Below are 18,866 nucleotides of genomic sequence, written 5' to 3'. Positions count from 1 at the left end.
GGTTCTCAGCATTCTTCAAAATCCTGCCTATGCTGGAGCGTATGTCTATGGCCGGAGGCGGACGGAAGGCGGGCGGATTCGCCATGGCGTTTATCGCCCGAGGACTACCAAGGTCCCCATCGCCGACTGGGAGGTTTGCCTTCAGGCTGCCCATCCTGGTTATATCGGCTGGGAGGAGTTCATGGAGAACCAGAGGCGACTCGTAAACAACATCAACCGCTATGAGGCCGGCCATTCAGGTGTGCCGCGCAAGGGAGCGGCACTGCTGCAGGGCATCGCTGTTTGTGGGCGGTGCGGTCGCCGGATGAGCCTGCGCTATAGCGGTCCTGCGGGCGACTACCCCGTCTACACGTGTCGCGCTGACCGCGATCAGGAGGGCGGGCCGCTATGCCAGGAAGTGCGTGCGCTGTCTGTCGATGCGCACGTCGAAAGCATCCTGCTCGAGGCCTTGACGCCGGACAAGATCGCCATCGCCATCGCCGCCCTGGGCCAGATCGAAGAGGAGACGCGTCAACTTGAGCGGCAGTGGGCGCTGCGGCGCGAGCGGGCTCGTTATGAGGCGGAAAGAGCACGGCGCCAATATGATGCGGTCGAGCCGGAGAACCGCCTGGCGGCGCGTTCGCTGGAGCGCGTGTGGGAAGAGAAGCTGCGCGCCGCCGAGGCGATCGAACAGGATTACGAACGCTGGCGACATGACGAGCCCCTGGTCTTGAACGAGCCGGATCGCGAGGCGCTGCAAAAGCTGGGCGAAGATCTGCCCGGCATCTGGCACTCGCCTTCGACAACGGCGGCCGAGCGCAAGGGCATCCTGCGCCTCATCGTCTGCGAGGTCATTCTCGACCAGAAGCGCTTCCACGGCCAGGTCTGGTTCAACATCTTGTGGCAGACGGGAGCGACAAGTGAACACTCTCTCCAGAGGCGGGTCCACACCTATGGCGACTACATCGATCTGGAGCGGCTGCGCAGCCGCGTGATCGAACTCAACGCCGCGGGCAAAATGGACAAGGAGACTGCGGTGGCGTTGAACGCGGAAGGCTTTGTCGCAGCACGCGGCCGCGCGTTCAAAGGTGAGAATGTCTGGCTTCTGCGGACACGTTGGGGCATCCCCACGGTCAAGATCAATGGGACGAGCGCCAATCCCGACCGCTGGCCAGATGGAACCTACTCTGTTCAAGGGGCGGCCGCCGCCCTGGGCGTCACACCCCAAACCGTCTTCGACTACCTCGCCCGCGGCTGGATCGAGGGACGCCAGCTCACGAAGGGGCAGCCGTGGCAAATCGAACTCTCGGACGATCAGATCAACACGCTGCGGGCGCGGACCGCGCGCACCAGGCGATCAAGGAAGAAGGCATCATGAAAACTTCGCTGAGCCGACAATAGCCGACGCCATTCTCGACCGGATCATCCACAACGCCCATCGCATCACCCTCGAAGGCGACAGCATGAGAAAGCAAAAAACACCGCCGCCCTTGACCGGCGCCGAAAACGGCGAAATCAATCGCAAATGACTTCAACCAGGCAACCGAGCGCCGACCCCATCCTGCTGTCCGCGAATTAGTGTAACTGCTGTCGCGATTTAGCGGAACGACTTTCCCGTTTTTGCGAAATGCGCAGGAAGTTTGCGGTGATGGCCCCTAGGCCGGGGATCGACATGAGTATGCGGCATGCCTGGCTCTGAGGGGTATCTGCGACGAGCTGGCGCCCGAGCTCGGCGGCCTGAACGCGAATGCCGCGCCAGGCTTCCAACATCGGAGGCCGAACGTTTTTTTTTATAGTTCCACGAATCTGGTTCGAAAGCTCAGTTGTGATCCGGACCAGCCGAATGCGCGCCCGACGCAGAAACGATTGCGAAGCAGTTGCAGCGATAGCGCTCGAGAACACTGCACGTGATCCTATCGCCGTTCCTTCCGATTATATACAACGGAGGTCGCGTCCGGCATGCGGCCAGACATCAAAACGCCGGCTTGCGTCGATCGTTGCCAGCACTTTACTCCGCTTGGAAGGGAGTGCTTCCGCACCTAGACCGCCAGTTCTTTTAACTCGTCACGCCGCGCATCGTATGATTCATGTGAATTACGTTCGGCATATACAAAACAAATGTTGCAAAGTACGTCGAGAGCACATTAATTTCGACCGTGCACGAGTTGCTGGCGCAAGCGGCCAGCGCTCCGCGCTGGCGGAACCAAAAAAATAGAGACAGGGAACGCAAGAACAGACTTGTGGCGACAAGAAACCGCAATGTTGCTTGCGGCGGCGATGTTTCATGGTGACAAAGAGTTCAACGGCAAGGTTACTGCTGCAATTCAAAAAATGAAGGATGACAGCACGCTCTCAAAGCTGTCGGTAAAGTGGTGCGGAGTGGAACCAACGCCAAGAAGTAGAGATCGTGAAGCTCTTGCGATCAGGGCTGTTCGGCGCCAAGTTCGCTTAAGGCTCCAAACCTTCACGTTGCCATTGTTTATCGCATTGAGCCGCTCCTCCGTTCAAGTGTCTCCGTCGTCAGCGCAATATCAACCGGTATCGCGGAGCAGATATCGCCATCTTTTGTGACGCAAGAGTTGACCTCCCTGACCCCAAGAGTCAAAAGAAAGATTTGAAATGACAAAGATGAAGCGCGACCTACGTGACACCCCTGAGTTCCACGAGGCGGAAGAGATCGTCCGGCGCCTGAATCAGCCGGGCGTCGGGCTAATTATTGATGCGCTGGAAATCGACGTCTCGTCTGACGGCTCGTTGGCCGTAATCACCGGCGTCGTTATGGATAACCTGGAGGAGGATCTTCGCAGGCGTATCTGCCTCGTCGACCTTCGGGACGGCACGACCAGGCCGCTGACGTTCGGCCCGAATGCCGATCATGGCTGCAGATTTTCGCCTGACGGCAAGAGTATCGCCTTCCTCTCCGACCGGGCGAATAAAGGAGACTTCCAGCTCTATCTGCTTGACATGGACGGGCGCGCGGGATGGGCGGCGCCTCGCGTGGACGGATGGATAGAATATCTACACTGGTCGGCGGACGGCAGCCAGATCCTGCTCGGCGTTGCCGGGCACGGCGCAGACGCTTCCTGCGCCCATGGAGCTGTCACGAGCAAGCAGAGTGAGGTGACAATACCGCTCTGGATGCCGAACGTTGAAGTAGGCGACGAGGAGTTTAGACGCCGCAGCGTCTGGATTTACGATCTGCGCGACGATCGCGTCATGCGGATACCCACCCCGGATATCAACGTATGGGAAGCTAACTGGTGCGGGCCGGATTCGGTGGTCGCGGTTACATCTCCAGATGCGGACGAAGGAGCGTGGTACTCTGCCAGCCTTGACATCATCGACAAGGAGACGGGCCGCACGAGACGGATTTACGAATCCAGCGACCAGATTGGCTGGTCGTCAGCCGATCCCGCCGGCACCAAGATCAGCGTCGTCGAAGCGGTGTGCAGCGATCGTTGGGTCGTGGCGGGCGAGTTGCGGATAATCGAGGTCCAGACTGGCCAGGTAAAGAGCATCCCGACGAACGGCGCCGACGTAACGCATATCCGTTGGCGTGGCCCAGAGCGGGTATTTCTGGGTGCACATCGAGGATTCGAGACAGTGGTGCTGGAATACGACACCGCCAAGGATAACCTGACCGAAAGCTGGTCAAGTACCGAACAGGCAACTGGGCGATACTTTCCTGCAGCTCCCCTTGGGGAGGGTGTCGGTGATTGTGTGCTGATCGCTGAAGGCTACAAGCGCCCGCCCGAAATCGCTGCAATCAAAGATCGGTCATACAGCGTTGTGCGCTCCCTAGCCGGCCCACACTGTGACGAGATTAGAGATTGGACTAACAAGGTCGAGCTATTAAGTTGGCTGGCGCCGGACGGGCTGGAGATCCAGGGCTGGCTGCTTTTACCCAAAGGAAGCGGTCCATTTCCGCTAGTGATGCATGTCCACGGGGGACCTGTCGCGTCTTCACGGCCGCAATGGTTTGGCAAAACTGGAGTCGGCATCGCCTACCTCATGCTGCTAGAACGCGGATATGCGATCCTGCTGCCGAATCCGCGGGGGAGCTCCGGCCGTGGATTGGAATATGCTCGCAAAGTTAAGGGCGATATAAACGGGAAGGACACTTACGACCTGCTGTCAGGCCTGGATCATCTGGTAGAGCGCGGCATCGCCGACCCGGCACGCATCGGCGTCACCGGAACCAGCTATGGTGGAAACATGACCTCATGGCTGATCACCCAGGACCAGCGGTTCGCCGCCGCAGTGTCGATCGCGACCCACGCCAATCAGGTGAGCCAGCATCTAGTTTCCAACATACCTGATTTCGACGCACTCTTTCTCGCGGATGAATACGACAACCCCAATGGCCGCTACTTCGAACGTAGTGCGATCATGCATGCCCACAAGGCCATTACGCCCTGCCTCAACATCGGGGGAGCGCTTGATCGATGCACGCCCCCCAGCCAGACCGTAGAGTTCCATAATGCGCTGCGTGAGCACGGCGTCAAATCGGCGCTAGTAATTTATCCGCAGGAGGGGCATGGCGTGCGCGGGTACCCTGCCAGCATAGACTTAGCAGCGCGCATGATCCGCTGGTTTGAGGAACATATACCCCGCTCGGAACACCGACCAACCCGTCGCAATCAAGGAGAACTGCTAATGCCTGCATTTTAGTCAACAAGAATATCGAGCGCGTACGACCGCTTGCGCAGCAGATGGCCGAGCGCCGACGCACTGCTTGTCTTCTCACGGGCTACAAAGGTTTTTTCGGCTACGTTCCACAACTTGCTCTTGTTTGCGAGGGCGAGGAGGATTCGTGGCGTGTGTGCAGACGCCAGCTCGTACCTGCCGCAATCACGCGTCCTTAGTTATCCGGAGAAATACATAGCTTGGAGCCAGCTCACGGCATGGCAGCCCATTGCTGAACTTGTTCGCGAGCGCAGCACATCCAGCATCTAGCCGCATTGGTGTCGAACTATCGGGCAAGATACCTGGAGTGAAGGGCCATGCCACCTTGAGCAAAGTTTAGGCGTGTCGGAGTTCATCGATGTCGATGGGATGGCTCCAGCCCTGACGGCGATAATCACCTGCTGAGCTCACCTACATGAAGCAGGCAGGAAAGATTTTTGATAGGGCTATGCAGATCGATAGGCTTGCAACCTCTGTGGGGCCAGCGACGTAGCCGCAATCATCATGCACTATACGCGGGTACACCGGAATTCCGGGACCGACGTCCCGTAGCCCTTTGGTCACCATGCCAGGTTCCCCCCGGCGCCGGGCCACACCTCACGTGGACTGACGGATATTACAAGATGGGCTGCCAGAGGAATTTCGAACTCGGCGCCGTCCGCCACCGATATTGCTGTGGATTATCGCGAACGGTATTTTTGGGAGAACCGACCGCTAGATCGCGACGCGTGCACCAAACCTGCCTCGACGGTTTCCTAGCAAAACGCATTATCAAGATACTCAGAGCACTTCTTCAACTGGACGAAAAGGGCCTCACCGACCAGCCGATTAAGTCCACGGCACGCTGGAGTAGACCCTCTGTCTCAGTAGAGCTAGATGAAACGGCGATGACATATCCCATTCGGTCTCGGTAGTCACGTTTCCTGACGATTGGCGTCTTGGGTTCAACATACAACTTGACCTCGGCGACACCTGGCAGAGCAGCCGCCCGACCGTCGCCACTAATCCAATCGAGGATGCCATCGCTATCAGGGATCAGGAACCGTACTGCCGCAGTCTGCGAATGCCTTGTGCGCAAATTCCGTCCGTCGCCGGTGACAAGCTGGATGTGTTCGGTGACGAGATCGACACCGTAAGCCAACTGAACCAGTTGAGGTATGCCCCCACCAGCAAGACGCGGATTGACTTCAATGACGACTGGGCCATGCTTCGTCCACCGGAATTCAATCTCCGCTGGCCCCCAGCCAAGGCCGAGAGCTCGCAAACAGCTCAGCGAAATTTCGGCGATACGCTCCTGATTGTGATTCGTCAGCGGGGCCGGAAAGGTGAACTGACGATATACGAAATACGGTAGAGGACCAAACTCGCCGGTGCTGATCCCAATTACCTCATTTCCCATTGTTTGAGCGGCATAGTAGGAGCCTTGTGCGAATTCTTCGACCAGTATCCGAGGCGAAGATCGCCATACATGCTTCCCGCCCAACAGATAAGTCGTATGTTCGGTTACTTCATCGAAGTTGCGGCACAATCGGACGCCCATGCTGCCGCTGCCTACGGCTGGCTTAACGATCACCGGCAGGCCGATCTCGGCGGCGGCGCTTTCAACCTCCGTAGCGTCTGCCGCTAAGCGATAAGCAGGTACTGGAACGCCCGCTTCTGCGAGAAGCTGACGTTGAGTGAATTTGTCGCAACATCGTTCAATGGATGCGGGGTTCGGTCCCGGCAGTGCGAAATGCCGGCAGAGCTTGCCAACTGTCGCATAGAACGTATCCCCGTCGCTCGTAATCCCAGCAATGTCATAGGTCGCACGTAGCCGGGAAAATTCGCGGATCAGCGCATCAAGATTATCTGTATCGACACGGATTGCCTCAATACCTTCCTTCGCAAGATAGTCGTACTGAGCTGGATCAGCCGACAGGGTAATTGGATGAAGACCGAGACGCAGGGCCGCTTTGACGTAAAGCGGACCATTGTTCCTAGAACCTTCAAGCATGATAAGCGCTCTTCGTGCCATTGGCCTTGACTCCAACGTTGCGGGTTGTGCGGCGGTCCGAGCGTTCATCGGCATTAGCTATTTCAGCCGTGCCTGACGTCAGTCCTTGTAGTGAACCTACCATTGCCCGCGATTTGCGATCGCAAAGATTCTGCAAATTTACTTGAAGGATCTGTTGCGACGTTTGCTTGACGCAGTGGGGCTCGAAGCCCCTGCACCATTTTTGAGGATTGTTGTTCAAGGGACGTCTGTACGACCTGTACAGTCCTAAACTTAGTCTGAACCACAATATCATGAAGCCCGCGACGTCGATGCCCGTGCTAAGATAGAAGCAGCCCCAGGCGTACACACGGAAATGCGGTATCCAACCCGCGTATAAGAGTTTGCACACCGTCGTCTTGAGACCCTGTCTCCTACATTGCGCATTAGCTACACCATGCAGGACCAGCCACTATTGGCGGGACGAACAGGCGTGGCCACGCCGCTTGCAAATGAACATAAGAGTTCCAGGGAGACAAAGATTGCTCCAAGGTCGACACGGATAGCGTTTGGGACTCCAGGTTGGGTGGACACATTCTCCACGGCGATCTCCTGTTGAGTGATTGCTTCGATGCAGCCTCACCCTGAAGAGCGTCGGCCGCGGTTCACTCCTCATAGGATCTAAAGCCGAGGCGTGAAGAAGCGCTCATGCTCAACACCGACTGGTTGCTCGGCGCGCGCGCGGGCGGGTCTCTCGCCCAATCCCGTTATCGAGTTCGTCGGTCGGCGGATTGCGCGGCTCATGTGCCCGTTTGCACCGCCGAAAGCCTCCATTGTCGCCGAGAACGCCACGACTCTTTGGACCACCGGATGTGTGAGGCGGATCTGGATGGTACGGCCAATCAGCCGATGCGGAACCGAGTTGAAGGCGTTGTGACCTCGACGTGGTAATCGGATGCACCTGGCGACCTTCCATTTGACATTGTTCGAACGGTCCCGCCCGGCTGGCCTCAAGGCTGCTCGCTCGATCTCCTCAAGCAGTTCCCGGCGAGGTTAGCCGACATGGTGCATTGGTCGGCTTTAGTGAGCGGAAAAAACCATGTTGATGGCCCACCGTTCTCGATGGCCGCGAGCGGGTAAGATTTATTTCCTCTCGCAATGACCATTTCACAGCCCGCGTCCGTGGCAATCCTTGCTGCCATCAACTTTGTCACCATGCCACCCGAACTATGGCGAGCGAGGGAATGGCCCGCCATGGCCTCTATCTCGGGAGTAATGCATCGCACCTCTGTCACCAGACGCGCTGCGGGGTTGTCGTGTGGGTTTTCCGAGAAGAGGCCATCTACGTTGGAAAGAAGGACAACAACGTCTGCTTTTACCATCTGCGCGACCCGGGCCGCTAGCCGATCATTATCGCCAAAACAGATCTCCGCCGTTGCGGTCGTGTCGTTCTCGTTGATAATGGGTACCGCGCCAACTTTGAGAATTTGTTGAAGGGTTGAGGCCGCATTGAGGCGGCGATGCTGATCGTCTATATCTTCGCGGGTCAATAGTATTTGCCCTACGCCAAAACCATGGCGCCTAAAACTCTGTTCATAGGCACGCATGAGTTGAACCTGACCGATAGCGGCGGCCGATTGCTTCTCCTCAATTCGCAGAGATCTGTCCAGATGGTTGAAGTGACTTGAGCCGACCGCGACAGCACCAGAGGTGACTATGATCACCTGCTGCCCGCGTGCGAAAAATCGGACGACATCTTCTATTAATGTCTCAAGCCAAGGACCGCGTATCTCTCCGGTTTCTGCATCGCCGATCAGTGCTGAGCCAATCTTCACTATCAGCCGGCGAGCCGAAGCCAATCGGATCGAACTTGTTGGTGCTGCCGTTGAATGTTGCTGCACTAGAAGTGAAGACACGTCTCTCCAATCTCACCTTTCCTGAGCGTCACGGCCTCGGAGGTATAAGGGCGCATGAGGCGCCCTTTATTTCAGATCCGCAGCCCAAACGAGCGCTTACTTCGTAGTCGGGGCTCCAACAATCCTTCTTCGCCTTCGCTATCAGAAGCGGTAGGTGACACCTGCGCCTATCAACCAGGGATCGAGCTCGGCCTTACCCGTCAGCTTCGCGCCGTTCACCGTGACGTCGAAGTCTGGCTTCAGGAAAAGCTTCTTCACGTCGAAGTTGACGCCCCAGTGCTGATCCACCATGTAGTCGAACCCGACCTGCAGCGCGGTGCCGAACGTGTTCTTAACCTTGAGAGCATCGGCGCTGCCGACATCCTGGTTATAGAAGATCGTGTAGTTCACGCCGGCACCGACATAGGGCTTGAACGGGCCGAAATTGGTAAAATGATATTGCAATGTGAGCGTAGGCGGCAGCAGCCAAACTTTGCCGATCTTGCCCAGCCCGCCGATCGTCCCTTGGCTGCCGATGTTGGCATAGGTGGTGCCGAGTATGAGCTCGGCGGCGATGTTGTCCGTGAAGAAATAGGAGATATCGAGCTCCGGGATCACGGTGTCCGAATAGGAAAGACCGGAGCCTGACACTGCATTGACGTAGCCCGAATCCTCGGTGATGATCGCCAACCCACGCAGGCGGAGTTGCCAAGGACTTGGCTCTTGCGTGACCGGGGTTCTTGCCTGCGGGACGTTCGCGGCTTGCGCAAGGTCCGCCGCGACGGCCTGCTGTCCCATCACGATGAGGACAACGGCCGCTGTTACTCCCCGCGCCGCGCGCATTTGGTTTCTCGCCATGATAATCTCTCCTTGCTCTTCAGAAAATGTGGACTGAACTACGAAAAATCTCGCTCGAATTGCTTGGGATTGGCGGAGCGCTCATGCGCAATTTGCGTGGGAACGCGCACACATTATTCGCGCCGTGCTCGCAATCATCCACCTGTACCCACTCTGAAACGTTGCTCTTTGTCTGGGTCCCGCTCACCTATCGAACGCCATCGGCTTGCCAGCCGATCGCACTGCGAAGGAAATTGGTGCCCAAGGCAATGAATGCGGCCCGCTCCCGATTGTTCTTGCCGTAGCCGTGCCCGCCCGCGCCGGGCTCATAGAAGTAAGCGGGATAGCCAAGAGCCTGCAGCTTTGCGGCCATCTTACGCGCGTGGCCCGGGTGGACGCGGTCGTCCCGCTTCGTGGTGGCGAGCAGGATCGGCGGATAGGGCTGTCCCGGCGTTACGGCGTGATAGGCGGAGATTTCCTTTAGGAAAACCCATTCCTCCGGCTTGTCGGGATCGCCATATTCGTCAATCCAGCTCGCGCCCGCCAAAAGCTTGGTGTAGCGGCGCATGTCGACAAGCGGCATTTTGCAGAACAGCGCGCCGAAACGCTCAGGATAGCGGGTAAGCATGTTGGCGATCAGAAGGCCGCCATTTGAGCCGCCCTCGGCGGCAATCCGCCTCGGCAGCGTAATGCCCCTTCGCACGAGGTCGGCGGCAACGGCGGCGAAATCGTCATGGGCGAGACGCTTGCCCTCCCTGCGCCCGGCCTCGTGCCAACGGGTGCCGAACTCTCCGCCGCCCCGGATGTTCGCCACCACGCACGTGCCGCCGCGTTCGAGCCACAGCTTGCCGAGCGAGGAGTTGTAGTGGGGCAGGAGCGATATGCCGTACCCGCCGTAGGCGGTGAGGTGAACCGGGGCATCCCCGTTCCCGTTCGCCGGACCGACCTGCGTGTAGGGGATCATCTCCCCACCGGTCGAGACTGCCTCGTGGCGCGTGACCACCAGCCCGGATGCGTCGAAATTCTCCGGGTTGCGCTTCAGGATTACTGGAGCGCCGAGAGGCGCCGCGGCATTGAGGTCTAATAGGAGAAGCTTCCGCGGCTTGATCGGGTCCTGAGCCGAAACGAGGACCTCTCCGTTGGTCTCGTGATGTTCCGCATCGAGCGACCGAAGGTGAACAGTCCCTTCGGCGGGCACGGTGTCCAGCACTCGGCGCGTCCATTCCTGGCGGTCGGGGGTGAACATGTCGAAACGCGGAACGAGGTAGACGAGATAGGAGATAATGAGCTTCCCGTTATTCCAGAAGAATGACTGCAGGGAGCGCCTGTCGCCTGGTTCAAAGAGGATGGCAAAACTGCGCTCGCCGGCGATGAAGGAGGAAAGCGAGATACCGATCAGCGCGTCCGCGGCATGGGTCGTCCCTCCCACTGTCCACGGCTTGCCCGGCTTTACCGCCAGCCAGTCGCCGAAGCCGCTCCACGAGGCGTCCTGAGGAAGGTCGATCCGCATCTTTGGCCCGCTCCTGTCGCCGATTCGGCCGATCTTCGCAAAGAAGGTCGCCTGCTCGATGAACCAAAGGCGCTCGCTCTCGGCGGTGCGGTCCAGATGGCAGGACACGCCGAGGGATTCGGGACCGGTCTCGAAGATTGCCGGCGCGGTGAGCGGATCCGCGCCACGTTTCCACAGCCGCACGGTGCGCGCGTAGCCGCAGCGGGTGGCCATGCCATCACCAAGCGCACTGGAAAGCAGAAGCGTGTCAGGATCGAGCCAATTTACCCCGCCCTTGGTCTCCGCGAGGTTGAAACCGTCGGCGACGAAGCTAAGAAACTCCAGATCGAATTCGCGATGCACGACCGCCTCGCTGCCGCCGCGCGAGAGGCGTAGAACGGCTCTTTCCCGTCTCTCTGGCTCGATCGACGCGCTCCCCCAGACCCAGTCCTCTCCGTCGCTAGCGGCGAGGGCGTCCACATCGAGCAGGAGCTCCCACTGGGGATCCGCCTTCATGTAGGCGGCAAGGGTGGTTCGGCGCCACAGTCCGCGCGGATTTCCGGCATCTTGCCAGAAATTGTAGAGGTACGGGCCGCGGCGGGTGATCAAGGGAATCTTGTCAGGACGGTCGAACATCGCTGTCAGGGCGTCGCGGTCGCGATCGAACTGCGTTACACCGAAGTGCCCCAGGGTTCTGGCCGACTGGCTGGCGGCCCAGTCAAGTGCCCGTTCGCCTTCTACATCTTCGAGCCACAGATAGGGATCATCGTCGGGAGCATTCAGCGTTGGCCGGAAATCGAATACGGTCATGTTCGGATAACGTGAAGAATGATGTCGACTGGAAACAGCCGCAACGTGCTGTCGGCTCGGAAAGGCCCAGTTTTCGCGGCTGCGAGCGCATGTTCGGCGAGCTTGCTCATGATTTCCCCTCAGTCCTTGCCGCAGCGGGTTTGCGGATAGCCTTGCAGGTGTCGTGCCAAACGAGAAAATCATTTCACAACAATGACATGGCTCTGATTGCGGTGTGTCTCATGTCCGACTTTGTCGAAGACCCGACAACGAATGCAGCCGTGACCGCCTGATAGACCTCCTGTGCCAGCTCGGTGGGCACTGCGGAATAACCAGTGCAGCTCACCGCGAAACTGGCCGAGCTTCGGATCGACATCGGCGACGGGGCGATCGACGACCACTACGTCGCCGGCGTCGGGCGCGGCACAGCCTGAGGACTCCGCGGCGGCGATCATCGAATAACTGCGTTTACGATGGCTCCATCCTGGCCCACCGGTGGGCGCGCAAATGACTGCTTTGCGGCCTCATCCCTCCGCCTGGATTGAGTCGCAGGGACCGAATGGCGCACGTGCTTTTGGAACCGGCAGAGTGGCCATAACGCAATTCTCTTCCGGCTATCTTTATAGAGATTCGACAATCCAGTTGGTGAAGGTCCCATATCGCGCAATCATTGATGCGCTTAGGTCTGGGCATGCGCCCATCCACAACCATCTCATCAAGATCATCGATCCGACACCAACATAGAGAATTGCTTCCCCATGAGACGGCCTCGCGGCGGACATGAGATTGCGTCGCTCTTCATGATCGCGGCCTCCCAGGATGTCGGGATCCAGCCAGTGCAACGGGACGATAGGGCGAAGGATCTGGCGGCTCTTGCAACTGCCGACCTCGATGGACAAGGCATATCGCGATCTGTCCGGCAGAGACACAAGGTTCTGCACTGACCGTTCATGAAGACTTCGTGCTGATCTCCATAAAGAGAAGTATTCTGGTGCAGAAGGTGCCCGATTAGCTATTCGGAAAAAGGCGACATCGACGCGCAAATCGGGTGCCGCCGTGAGGCGTCCCCCCTCAATGTCGGATTTCGGACAGGATCGTAAATCCGCTAACCCATTGTTTAATAAAATTTTCCTTCTCTGGCACGGCCCATGCATGGGACTCTGCGAACGCATCAGCGAGACGTCGTCCATGATCATGCGCACCGAAAATGCCGTCGCCGCAGTGAAAACCGCGCTCTCGCCTGCCATCAAGCCGCCGAAAGGCCGGCGCGTCATGGTCGAGGTGGGTATTGCGCCGGCTTCAAACACCTTAATGGGCCTGGAAAGCTCCTCGCGAGACGGCGACGCGGGCATCTACTCTAGACGGGCGGAAAGGACATACGTCGTTGCCCCACGTCGCCGGCATGACCCGTCGATTGTCACCGCGCTGGAATGCTCGGGTCTACATTCGACGACCCGAACGCGATGGACAAATTCTCGCAAACCCGGCCGGGACCGGGGCGCGAAACGTCCGCGAGGGGGCCCAATGGCTATGGCCGATATTCCGCCTAGTGGGAAGACTCTATAGGAGGAAGCAGTGGAGTTATCTTGCGTTGGGGTCGGTGCTGGGCCGTCTAATTTGAGCCTTGCGTGTCAGATACACGAGCAAGTTGGGCAAGGGGCACTCTTCCTGGATCGGCAGGTCGACTTCCGCTGGCATCCAGGCATCGCATTCGATTCCTCGGAGCTCCAGGTCAGCCACTTCAAGGATCTGGTCACATTGGTGAATCCGCGATCAGCCTACACTTTCGTAAACTTCCTGCACGAGAACGGGCGTTTGTACCACTTCCTGAACGCACAGTTCGAGGCTGTGTTCAGAGCTGAGTTTGAGCAGTACCTGAACTGGGCCTTCCACAGGAACCCACTTGTCCATGGCGGCGAGACCGTGCACGAAATCCGCTTTGACGGCGCGTTTCGGGTGCGGACCGGTAACGCGGTTCTCGGCGCCAGAAACGTCGTGGTTGGCATTGGCAAGCAGGCGCAAATCCCGCCTCAGTTTCAGGGCTGGATTGGACGCAACCTGTTCCACTCATCTGTTTTACTGCACATCCACCCTGAGGTGCGGAGAAAGCATGTCTGCGTGGTCGGCGGAGGCCAGTCCGGAGCCGAGGTGATGTTGCATCTTGTCGGCCTGCCGAAAGAACGGCGGCCTGCCTCGATCACTTGGGTCGCGCAGCGCGAAAACTATCTGCCTCTGGACAACAGCCCGTTCACAAACGAGTTGTTCATGCCCTGCTTTTCGGATCGTTTCGCGGCGATGAGCGAGTCGCAGCGTAAGCTGCTCCTGCGGCGTTTCGTGCTTGCCTCGGACGGCATTTCGGAAAGCACGTTGCGCGCGATCTATCAGGCGCTATACCGCCACGCATTTTTCGAGCTAAACCGATGCGACATCACACTGCGGCCAGGCTGCACCGTCTCGCACTGCATCAACGCCGGCGCGGGTCACAGGCTGACCCTGCAGCACGGCATGGACGAAGTCGAAGAAGTCACGGCTGACATCGTCATCCTGGCCACCGGCTACGAGAACGCGGTGCCAGATTTCTTGGAACCCATCGCACACCGGCTGGAGCAGATCGACAATGAATTAGCTATTCGCGAAGATTTTTCGGTGAGCTGGGACGGACCGCGTGACAGACGCATCTTCGTACAAAACGCGAGCCTCGGGCAGCGCGGCCTGGCCGATCCGAACCTAAGCCTGCTGGCCTGGCGCGCGCGCCGCATCCTCGATAGCCTTCTTGGGCGCGCGCCATGCGCGAACCCCGAGCATCCTGGCTTCATCAGCCATACCTCGATCGAGAGCTGGCCCGCCCCCGCAGCCGAAGAAATGGGCAGCGGGATATGACTCGTAGACTTTTGATCATCGGCGGTGGAATCCTAGGAATGATGTCCGCCTCCGCTGCGGCGAAGGCCGGAGCCTTCTCCGAAATCATCGTGACCGAACAAGCCCTTGGACCAAGCGGCGCATCGCATTATTCTGGGGGCGTGCATTTCCCCTACGGTTGTCAAGACCGTACTAGGTCGCTTACTCGAAAGAGCGCCGTGGCGTTGGCGGCGATGGCTGGGTCGGACGTCCACGGATGGTGCCGGCCTTTAGCGCGGCGTGTCGTGGCTGGAACGGGTGAAGCGATTGATCCGGCCCAGTTTACGGAATCCCTGGACCCGGCTGAGCCTGACATAGGCAGTCTCGCGCCGAGCTTCTGCGGACAATATCCGCCGGAGCGGAACGCACTTAGCATCACCGTCCCACATGACGTGGGTCCGTCTCCGTGGACCCGCAACTTGACCAGCGCCCGACTGCCCTAATTGGGATGTCCGACCAACCAGTCTTTCCAACAGGAGGCTTTTTCGCATGTTGACTGATGCACAAAGAGAAAAGTGGCAGAAAGACGGATACGTCAGGCTCGAAAGGTTCTTCGCTCCAGCGGCTCAGGAAGATATCTCTACTTTTGTCGAAGATATGTCACGCTGGGATGTCAGCGATGATAAATGGCTCATGTGGTTCGAGAAGACGACGGACAATCGAAAGATCATCTCCAAGATCGAGAATTTTCTCGACTTCCATGATCCATTGCGTCGTTTGCTCTTAGAAGATCAGCGCATAAAGTCAGCGGTCGAGGATTTGCTTGGCGAAGATTCGCGCAGGCTCAAGGAGTTGCTGATTTTCCACTACCCCGACAGCGGCGGCTATCTCCCGCATCAGGACATTTATCACATTCCACACAAACTCCCCGACCGGATGGTCCATGCGGTGGTTGCCATAGGCATCGACGACTCCGACCCGGAAAACGGCGGGCTTTTCTTCAGCCCCGGCAACCACAAGAAGGGGGTGTTTCCCATGGATGCCGGTGGGGTGATCGATCCTCAAGTCGCCGAAATGTTCTCCTGGGAACCCGTAGTATGGAAGGCTGGCGACATCTTCATCTTCGACGATTACGCACCGCACTACTCACGACCGAACAAAAGCAATCGTTCGCGGCGGACACTCTACTTGGTGTTCCAGCGTGCTTCAACCGGTGGACCGACCCGCGCTGAATATAACGTGCTTAAGCGCGCCCTTAACCCGCCCGAGGGCAAAGTGGCCGATCTCGACAAACTCAAGCCCCCAAATGGCATTTTCTATCGCGATTGAGCTCACGCAGCCAGGCGGAGGCATGCACACGAAACTGATCGACCGCTCAAAAATGCGCGGAGAGTATGGCGTTCTGATTTGCGGGCTCGCGGAGCATCGACCGCAGCCCGTTACGACGCTTCGGCACGTGGATTGTGGAGGTGGTCGCAGGGCGGTCTTCTATGACGCCTACAGCCCGACTGGCGCCCCCCTCGTCGCCCGCCTGGCGGCCCAGAGCCGCATTATTCTGGCCGAGGCCGCCAACGGGTTGGGCTGCCGCTTCTCTGCGCAACTTGCACAAGAGGCTGTTGCGTTGGCAGCCGAAGATCCCACTTCAACAGCTTAGGTTCGTTGTCATGCGCAAATACACGTTTTCTCGAAAGGAGCTGTCGCGGGCGTTCGGTATCGACATGGCCACGCTTGGAACGGGAAGCGCCGGCACGGGGTTTTCGTTCGGTAGGGTGGCACCGGGCGTTACATCCGAGCCCCATCGGCACGACGAAATCGAGGCCTTCGTGATCCTGTCAGGATCGGGCAAGGTCAGGACCGACCTTGGGGAAATCTCGGTCGAGGCGGGCGATGTCGTTCTGTTCCACCCTTTTGAAGCGCATGTGCTGCGCAACGACGGAAACGAAGACCTAGATTTCGTCGATGTCTACTGGCGAGACGGCGAGGCCGCCCTTGATGCCGCTGCAAAGATCACGGCTCCACGCGGGCCGATCTTCGTCTTCTCCACGCCACCGACGCCTAATGGCGATCTGCATCTGGGGCATCTTTCTGGCCCTTATTTTGGCGCTGATGTCTACACGCGTTTCCTGCGCATGAAAGGGGTCGAGGCCTACCACCTGACAGGAAGCGACGATTACCAGAGCTACGTCACGATGCGCGCCGATGCCGATCAATCGACGCCTGCAAACGTGGCGCGCTACTACGCCGACGAGATTTGCGCCACGCTTGCACTTCTCGATTGTGACGTCCACAGCTTCCAACCCACAATGGACGATGACGGTTACGGCGAGTTTCAAGCCGCGTGTTTCCGCAGTCTTCTGAGCAGCACGGCGGTAGATCTGCGCCAGAGCCCTGCGCTTTTCGATGCTGTGACAGGCCACTATCTTTACGAACCGGATGTTAGCGGCCTCTGCCCCGATTGCGGCGGCTCCGCCGGTGGCAACATCTGCGAGGAATGCGGCGCCCCAAACCTTTGCCACGACTTGGGTGCAGCCCGGTCACGGCAGTCTGCCGAGGCGCCGCTGGTCGGCTCCGTCCGCCGCCCGGAACTTGCCTTGGACCGATGCTACGACAATATCGACCGGCATCTAAGGGCGTCGGGCGTCCCGCTACGGATCTTGGATCTCTTCGCGCGCCTACGCCGACGCGGCAACTTTTCAGTGCCCATTTCCCACCCCTCGGACTGGGGCCTGCCGGCCGAAGGGTTCCCGGGGCAAGTGATCTGGGTCTGGCCGGAAATGGCCTTCGGTTTTCTTTACAACATCCAGGCGCTCGGCCGCTTGCTGGGTCGCGACTGGAAGGCGGAGATGCCCGGCAACGACTGGCAGATTGTCCATTTCTTCGGCTTCGACAATTCGTTCTACCACGCGCTACTCTACCCCGCTCTTTACGCCGAGGTCTTCTCCCACTGGACGCCACGCATCCGCTATCACGTCAACGAGTTCTACCTGCTCGACGGCAAGAAGTTCTCAACCAGCTGCCGCCATGCGGTCTGGGGCAAGGAGGTTCTGAGCCCAAAGACAGTCGACGTCGTGCGCCTTCATTTGGGCCTGACGCGCCCGGAAGGTGAGCGGACGAACTTCACGCTGGACGCGCTACACCGCACCGAGAACGAGGTGTTCCAAGGGATCTGGCTCAGTTGGCTTGATGGGCTGAACCAGGAAATCAGGGGGGACTTTGGCGGCCGTGTACCCGATGCAGGCGACTGGAGCCCGGTCGACCGCGCCTTCTTTGCTCGGATAGAAATCTATCGCGCGGCGATGGAGCGCGCCTATTCGGACGATGGCTTCTCGGTCCGGCGCGCGGCCGCGCAGGCCTGTGATTTCGTGCGCGATTGCGTGATCTACCGTCAGGCGCAAAACTATGCAGCGGCGCGACGTCTCTATCCCGCCCGCACCCGGACTTCGCTAGCCCTTCAGACGACGGCCGCTGCGATCCTGGTACCGACACTCGCTCCGCTGATGCCCCGATTCGCCAGAACGCTGGCGCGAGGCATCGATGGCGTCTCAACCGAAACATGGCCCCGGTCCGTCCAGCGCCTTGCGCCCGGGACGCGCTTTGATCTCGGACCCGTGCTAGGGTTCTACGCCAGATCCGGCAATCCTCATCTCGATGAGGAGGAAGCACTATGAGCCCAAAGGTGCACCAGTGAGCTATCCCAATCTCGACCAGATCTGCGCGGCAATAAACGCCGATGATGCCAAATATCTTTACTCGCTGTCACTGGCGACCGAAGCCGCTATTAGACGGTAGAGACCAGATTGGCGGACCTGAACCAACGCATCGTCGACACCCTGGCCCGCGCCTTCGAGGACCGCTCGGCCGATCGCTTCCCAACCCTTGCTGTTTCGTGCCGCAAATGCCGTGTGGGCTCGACTGCGCTGACCAACCTCTTCGGCATCGCGGGATTCCGTCCTCCAGCCGGTCAAGACTGTCATGCGCTCGAGGCGCTTGGTCAACCTGGCGCGCCCTGGATCGTGCGCCGATCACCGGACATGTCGAATGCGAATGCCTGCCTGATGGTATCTTCGATTCTGTCCGAGCCTGTACTGGCGCGGCAGTCCGGCCGAAGAACAACTGAGCTACTGACAATCGGAAGGTAGCAGGTTCAAAATTCTGCCCCAGAAACCGGATATTGCGCACAACCAGCGTTCACGATCGCGATGGTGCACAAGCTTCCAACCAGACCCGCGCAAAGACAGCCCGTCGCCTGAAGATAGTCGGCGAGGGCCGCCAAATCCCTCGCAAGCGTATCCTCCGTGACCTGCCACGGGTAATTTCCTCCATCTGAGATTAGAGTCCGGCCTCGATTGAAGGACGGACTGATGAAGAGAAAGCGGTTTAC

At 58.9% G+C, this 18,866-nt stretch carries 15 protein-coding genes and 2 pseudogenes; 11 read left to right on the top strand and 6 right to left on the bottom strand.

The genetic code is table 11. From position 1 onward, the window contains the following. Positions 1 to 4: 4 nt before the first annotated feature. The 5 genes and pseudogenes from NKH80_RS28695 to NKH80_RS28670 all read left to right on the top strand — a co-directional run. Positions 5 to 190: pseudogene (locus NKH80_RS28695) on the top strand (recombinase family protein); the annotation flags it as partial. After that, positions 182 to 1,357 (top strand): recombinase zinc ribbon domain-containing protein, encoded by a 1,176-nt coding sequence (locus NKH80_RS28690; RefSeq protein WP_352995168.1) that lies wholly within the window; start codon positions 182 to 184, stop codon positions 1,355 to 1,357. The pseudogene NKH80_RS28695 and the gene NKH80_RS28690, both read left to right, overlap by 9 nt. 13 nt (positions 1,358 to 1,370) lie before the next feature. After that, positions 1,371 to 1,508, top strand: a pseudogene (locus tag NKH80_RS28685) (ATP-binding protein); the annotation flags it as partial. Between the two features lie 730 nt (positions 1,509 to 2,238). After that, on the top strand, positions 2,239 to 2,550 hold the full coding sequence (locus NKH80_RS28675; protein ID WP_352995165.1) for a hypothetical protein: 312 nt from the start codon (positions 2,239 to 2,241) through the stop codon (positions 2,548 to 2,550). Between the two features lie 48 nt (positions 2,551 to 2,598). Next, positions 2,599 to 4,650: a S9 family peptidase gene (locus NKH80_RS28670; RefSeq protein ID WP_352995162.1), complete on the top strand. Its 2,052-nt coding sequence runs from the start codon at positions 2,599 to 2,601 to the stop codon at positions 4,648 to 4,650. 808 nt (positions 4,651 to 5,458) lie between these two features. Here the strand turns inward: NKH80_RS28670 and NKH80_RS28665 are convergent. From NKH80_RS28665 to NKH80_RS28650, 4 genes are all read right to left on the bottom strand, one after another. Further along, positions 5,459 to 6,679, bottom strand: a complete 1,221-nt coding sequence (locus NKH80_RS28665) for an ATP-grasp domain-containing protein (protein ID WP_352995159.1) — start codon at positions 6,677 to 6,679, stop codon at positions 5,459 to 5,461. A gap of 968 nt (positions 6,680 to 7,647) precedes the next feature. Continuing rightward, positions 7,648 to 8,553, bottom strand: coding sequence for a glutamate 5-kinase (gene proB, locus NKH80_RS28660; protein ID WP_352995156.1), 906 nt, complete (start codon positions 8,551 to 8,553; stop codon positions 7,648 to 7,650). A gap of 141 nt (positions 8,554 to 8,694) precedes the next feature. Further along, the gene (locus tag NKH80_RS28655; protein WP_352995153.1) at positions 8,695 to 9,390 is read right to left on the bottom strand and encodes an OmpW/AlkL family protein; all 696 of its coding nucleotides are present in this window, start codon (positions 9,388 to 9,390) and stop codon (positions 8,695 to 8,697) included. Between the two features lie 187 nt (positions 9,391 to 9,577). Further along, complete coding sequence (locus tag NKH80_RS28650; protein WP_352995150.1) at positions 9,578 to 11,668, bottom strand: prolyl oligopeptidase family serine peptidase; 2,091 nt, start codon at positions 11,666 to 11,668, stop codon at positions 9,578 to 9,580. Positions 11,669 to 11,679: 11 nt separating this feature from the next. Between NKH80_RS28650 and NKH80_RS28645 the strand changes: the two genes are divergently transcribed. Continuing rightward, the gene (locus NKH80_RS28645) at positions 11,680 to 11,940 is read left to right on the top strand and encodes a hypothetical protein (protein WP_352995145.1); all 261 of its coding nucleotides are present in this window, start codon (positions 11,680 to 11,682) and stop codon (positions 11,938 to 11,940) included. Positions 11,941 to 12,267: 327 nt separating this feature from the next. On the opposite strand, the gene NKH80_RS28640 is transcribed toward NKH80_RS28645, so the two are convergent. Continuing rightward, entirely contained in the window at positions 12,268 to 12,954 is a 687-nt protein-coding gene (locus tag NKH80_RS28640; RefSeq protein ID WP_352995142.1) for a hypothetical protein, read from the bottom strand. A 310-nt stretch (positions 12,955 to 13,264) separates the two neighbouring features. Between NKH80_RS28640 and NKH80_RS28635 the strand changes: the two genes are divergently transcribed. The 5 genes from NKH80_RS28635 to NKH80_RS28615 all read left to right on the top strand — a co-directional run bounded on the left by NKH80_RS28635 (position 13,265) and on the right by NKH80_RS28615 (position 18,624). Next, the gene (locus tag NKH80_RS28635; RefSeq protein WP_352995140.1) at positions 13,265 to 14,527 is read left to right on the top strand and encodes a lysine N(6)-hydroxylase/L-ornithine N(5)-oxygenase family protein; all 1,263 of its coding nucleotides are present in this window, start codon (positions 13,265 to 13,267) and stop codon (positions 14,525 to 14,527) included. Continuing rightward, a complete protein-coding gene (locus tag NKH80_RS28630; protein WP_352995137.1) occupies positions 14,434 to 14,988 on the top strand; it encodes an FAD-binding protein in 555 nt (184 codons plus the stop codon). Before NKH80_RS28635 ends, NKH80_RS28630 begins: the two co-directional genes overlap by 94 nt. A 46-nt stretch (positions 14,989 to 15,034) precedes the next feature. Then, positions 15,035 to 15,814 (top strand): phytanoyl-CoA dioxygenase family protein, encoded by a 780-nt coding sequence (locus tag NKH80_RS28625; RefSeq protein ID WP_352621179.1) that lies wholly within the window; start codon positions 15,035 to 15,037, stop codon positions 15,812 to 15,814. 272 nt (positions 15,815 to 16,086) lie between these two features. Then, positions 16,087 to 18,153, top strand: a complete 2,067-nt coding sequence (locus tag NKH80_RS28620) for a class I tRNA ligase family protein (RefSeq protein ID WP_352995134.1) — start codon at positions 16,087 to 16,089, stop codon at positions 18,151 to 18,153. A gap of 129 nt (positions 18,154 to 18,282) precedes the next feature. Beyond that, positions 18,283 to 18,624 (top strand): hypothetical protein, encoded by a 342-nt coding sequence (locus tag NKH80_RS28615; protein ID WP_352995131.1) that lies wholly within the window; start codon positions 18,283 to 18,285, stop codon positions 18,622 to 18,624. 5 nt (positions 18,625 to 18,629) lie between these two features. Here NKH80_RS28615 and NKH80_RS28610 read toward each other — a convergent pair. Continuing rightward, a partial coding sequence (locus tag NKH80_RS28610) for a hypothetical protein (protein ID WP_352995128.1) occupies positions 18,630 to 18,866 on the bottom strand: 237 nt, incomplete at its 5' end.

Source organism: Mesorhizobium sp. M0904, assembly GCF_040319475.1.
Taxonomy (GTDB): Bacteria; Pseudomonadota; Alphaproteobacteria; order Rhizobiales; family Rhizobiaceae; genus Mesorhizobium.
This window is presented reverse-complemented; position numbering and strand designations above follow the sequence as displayed.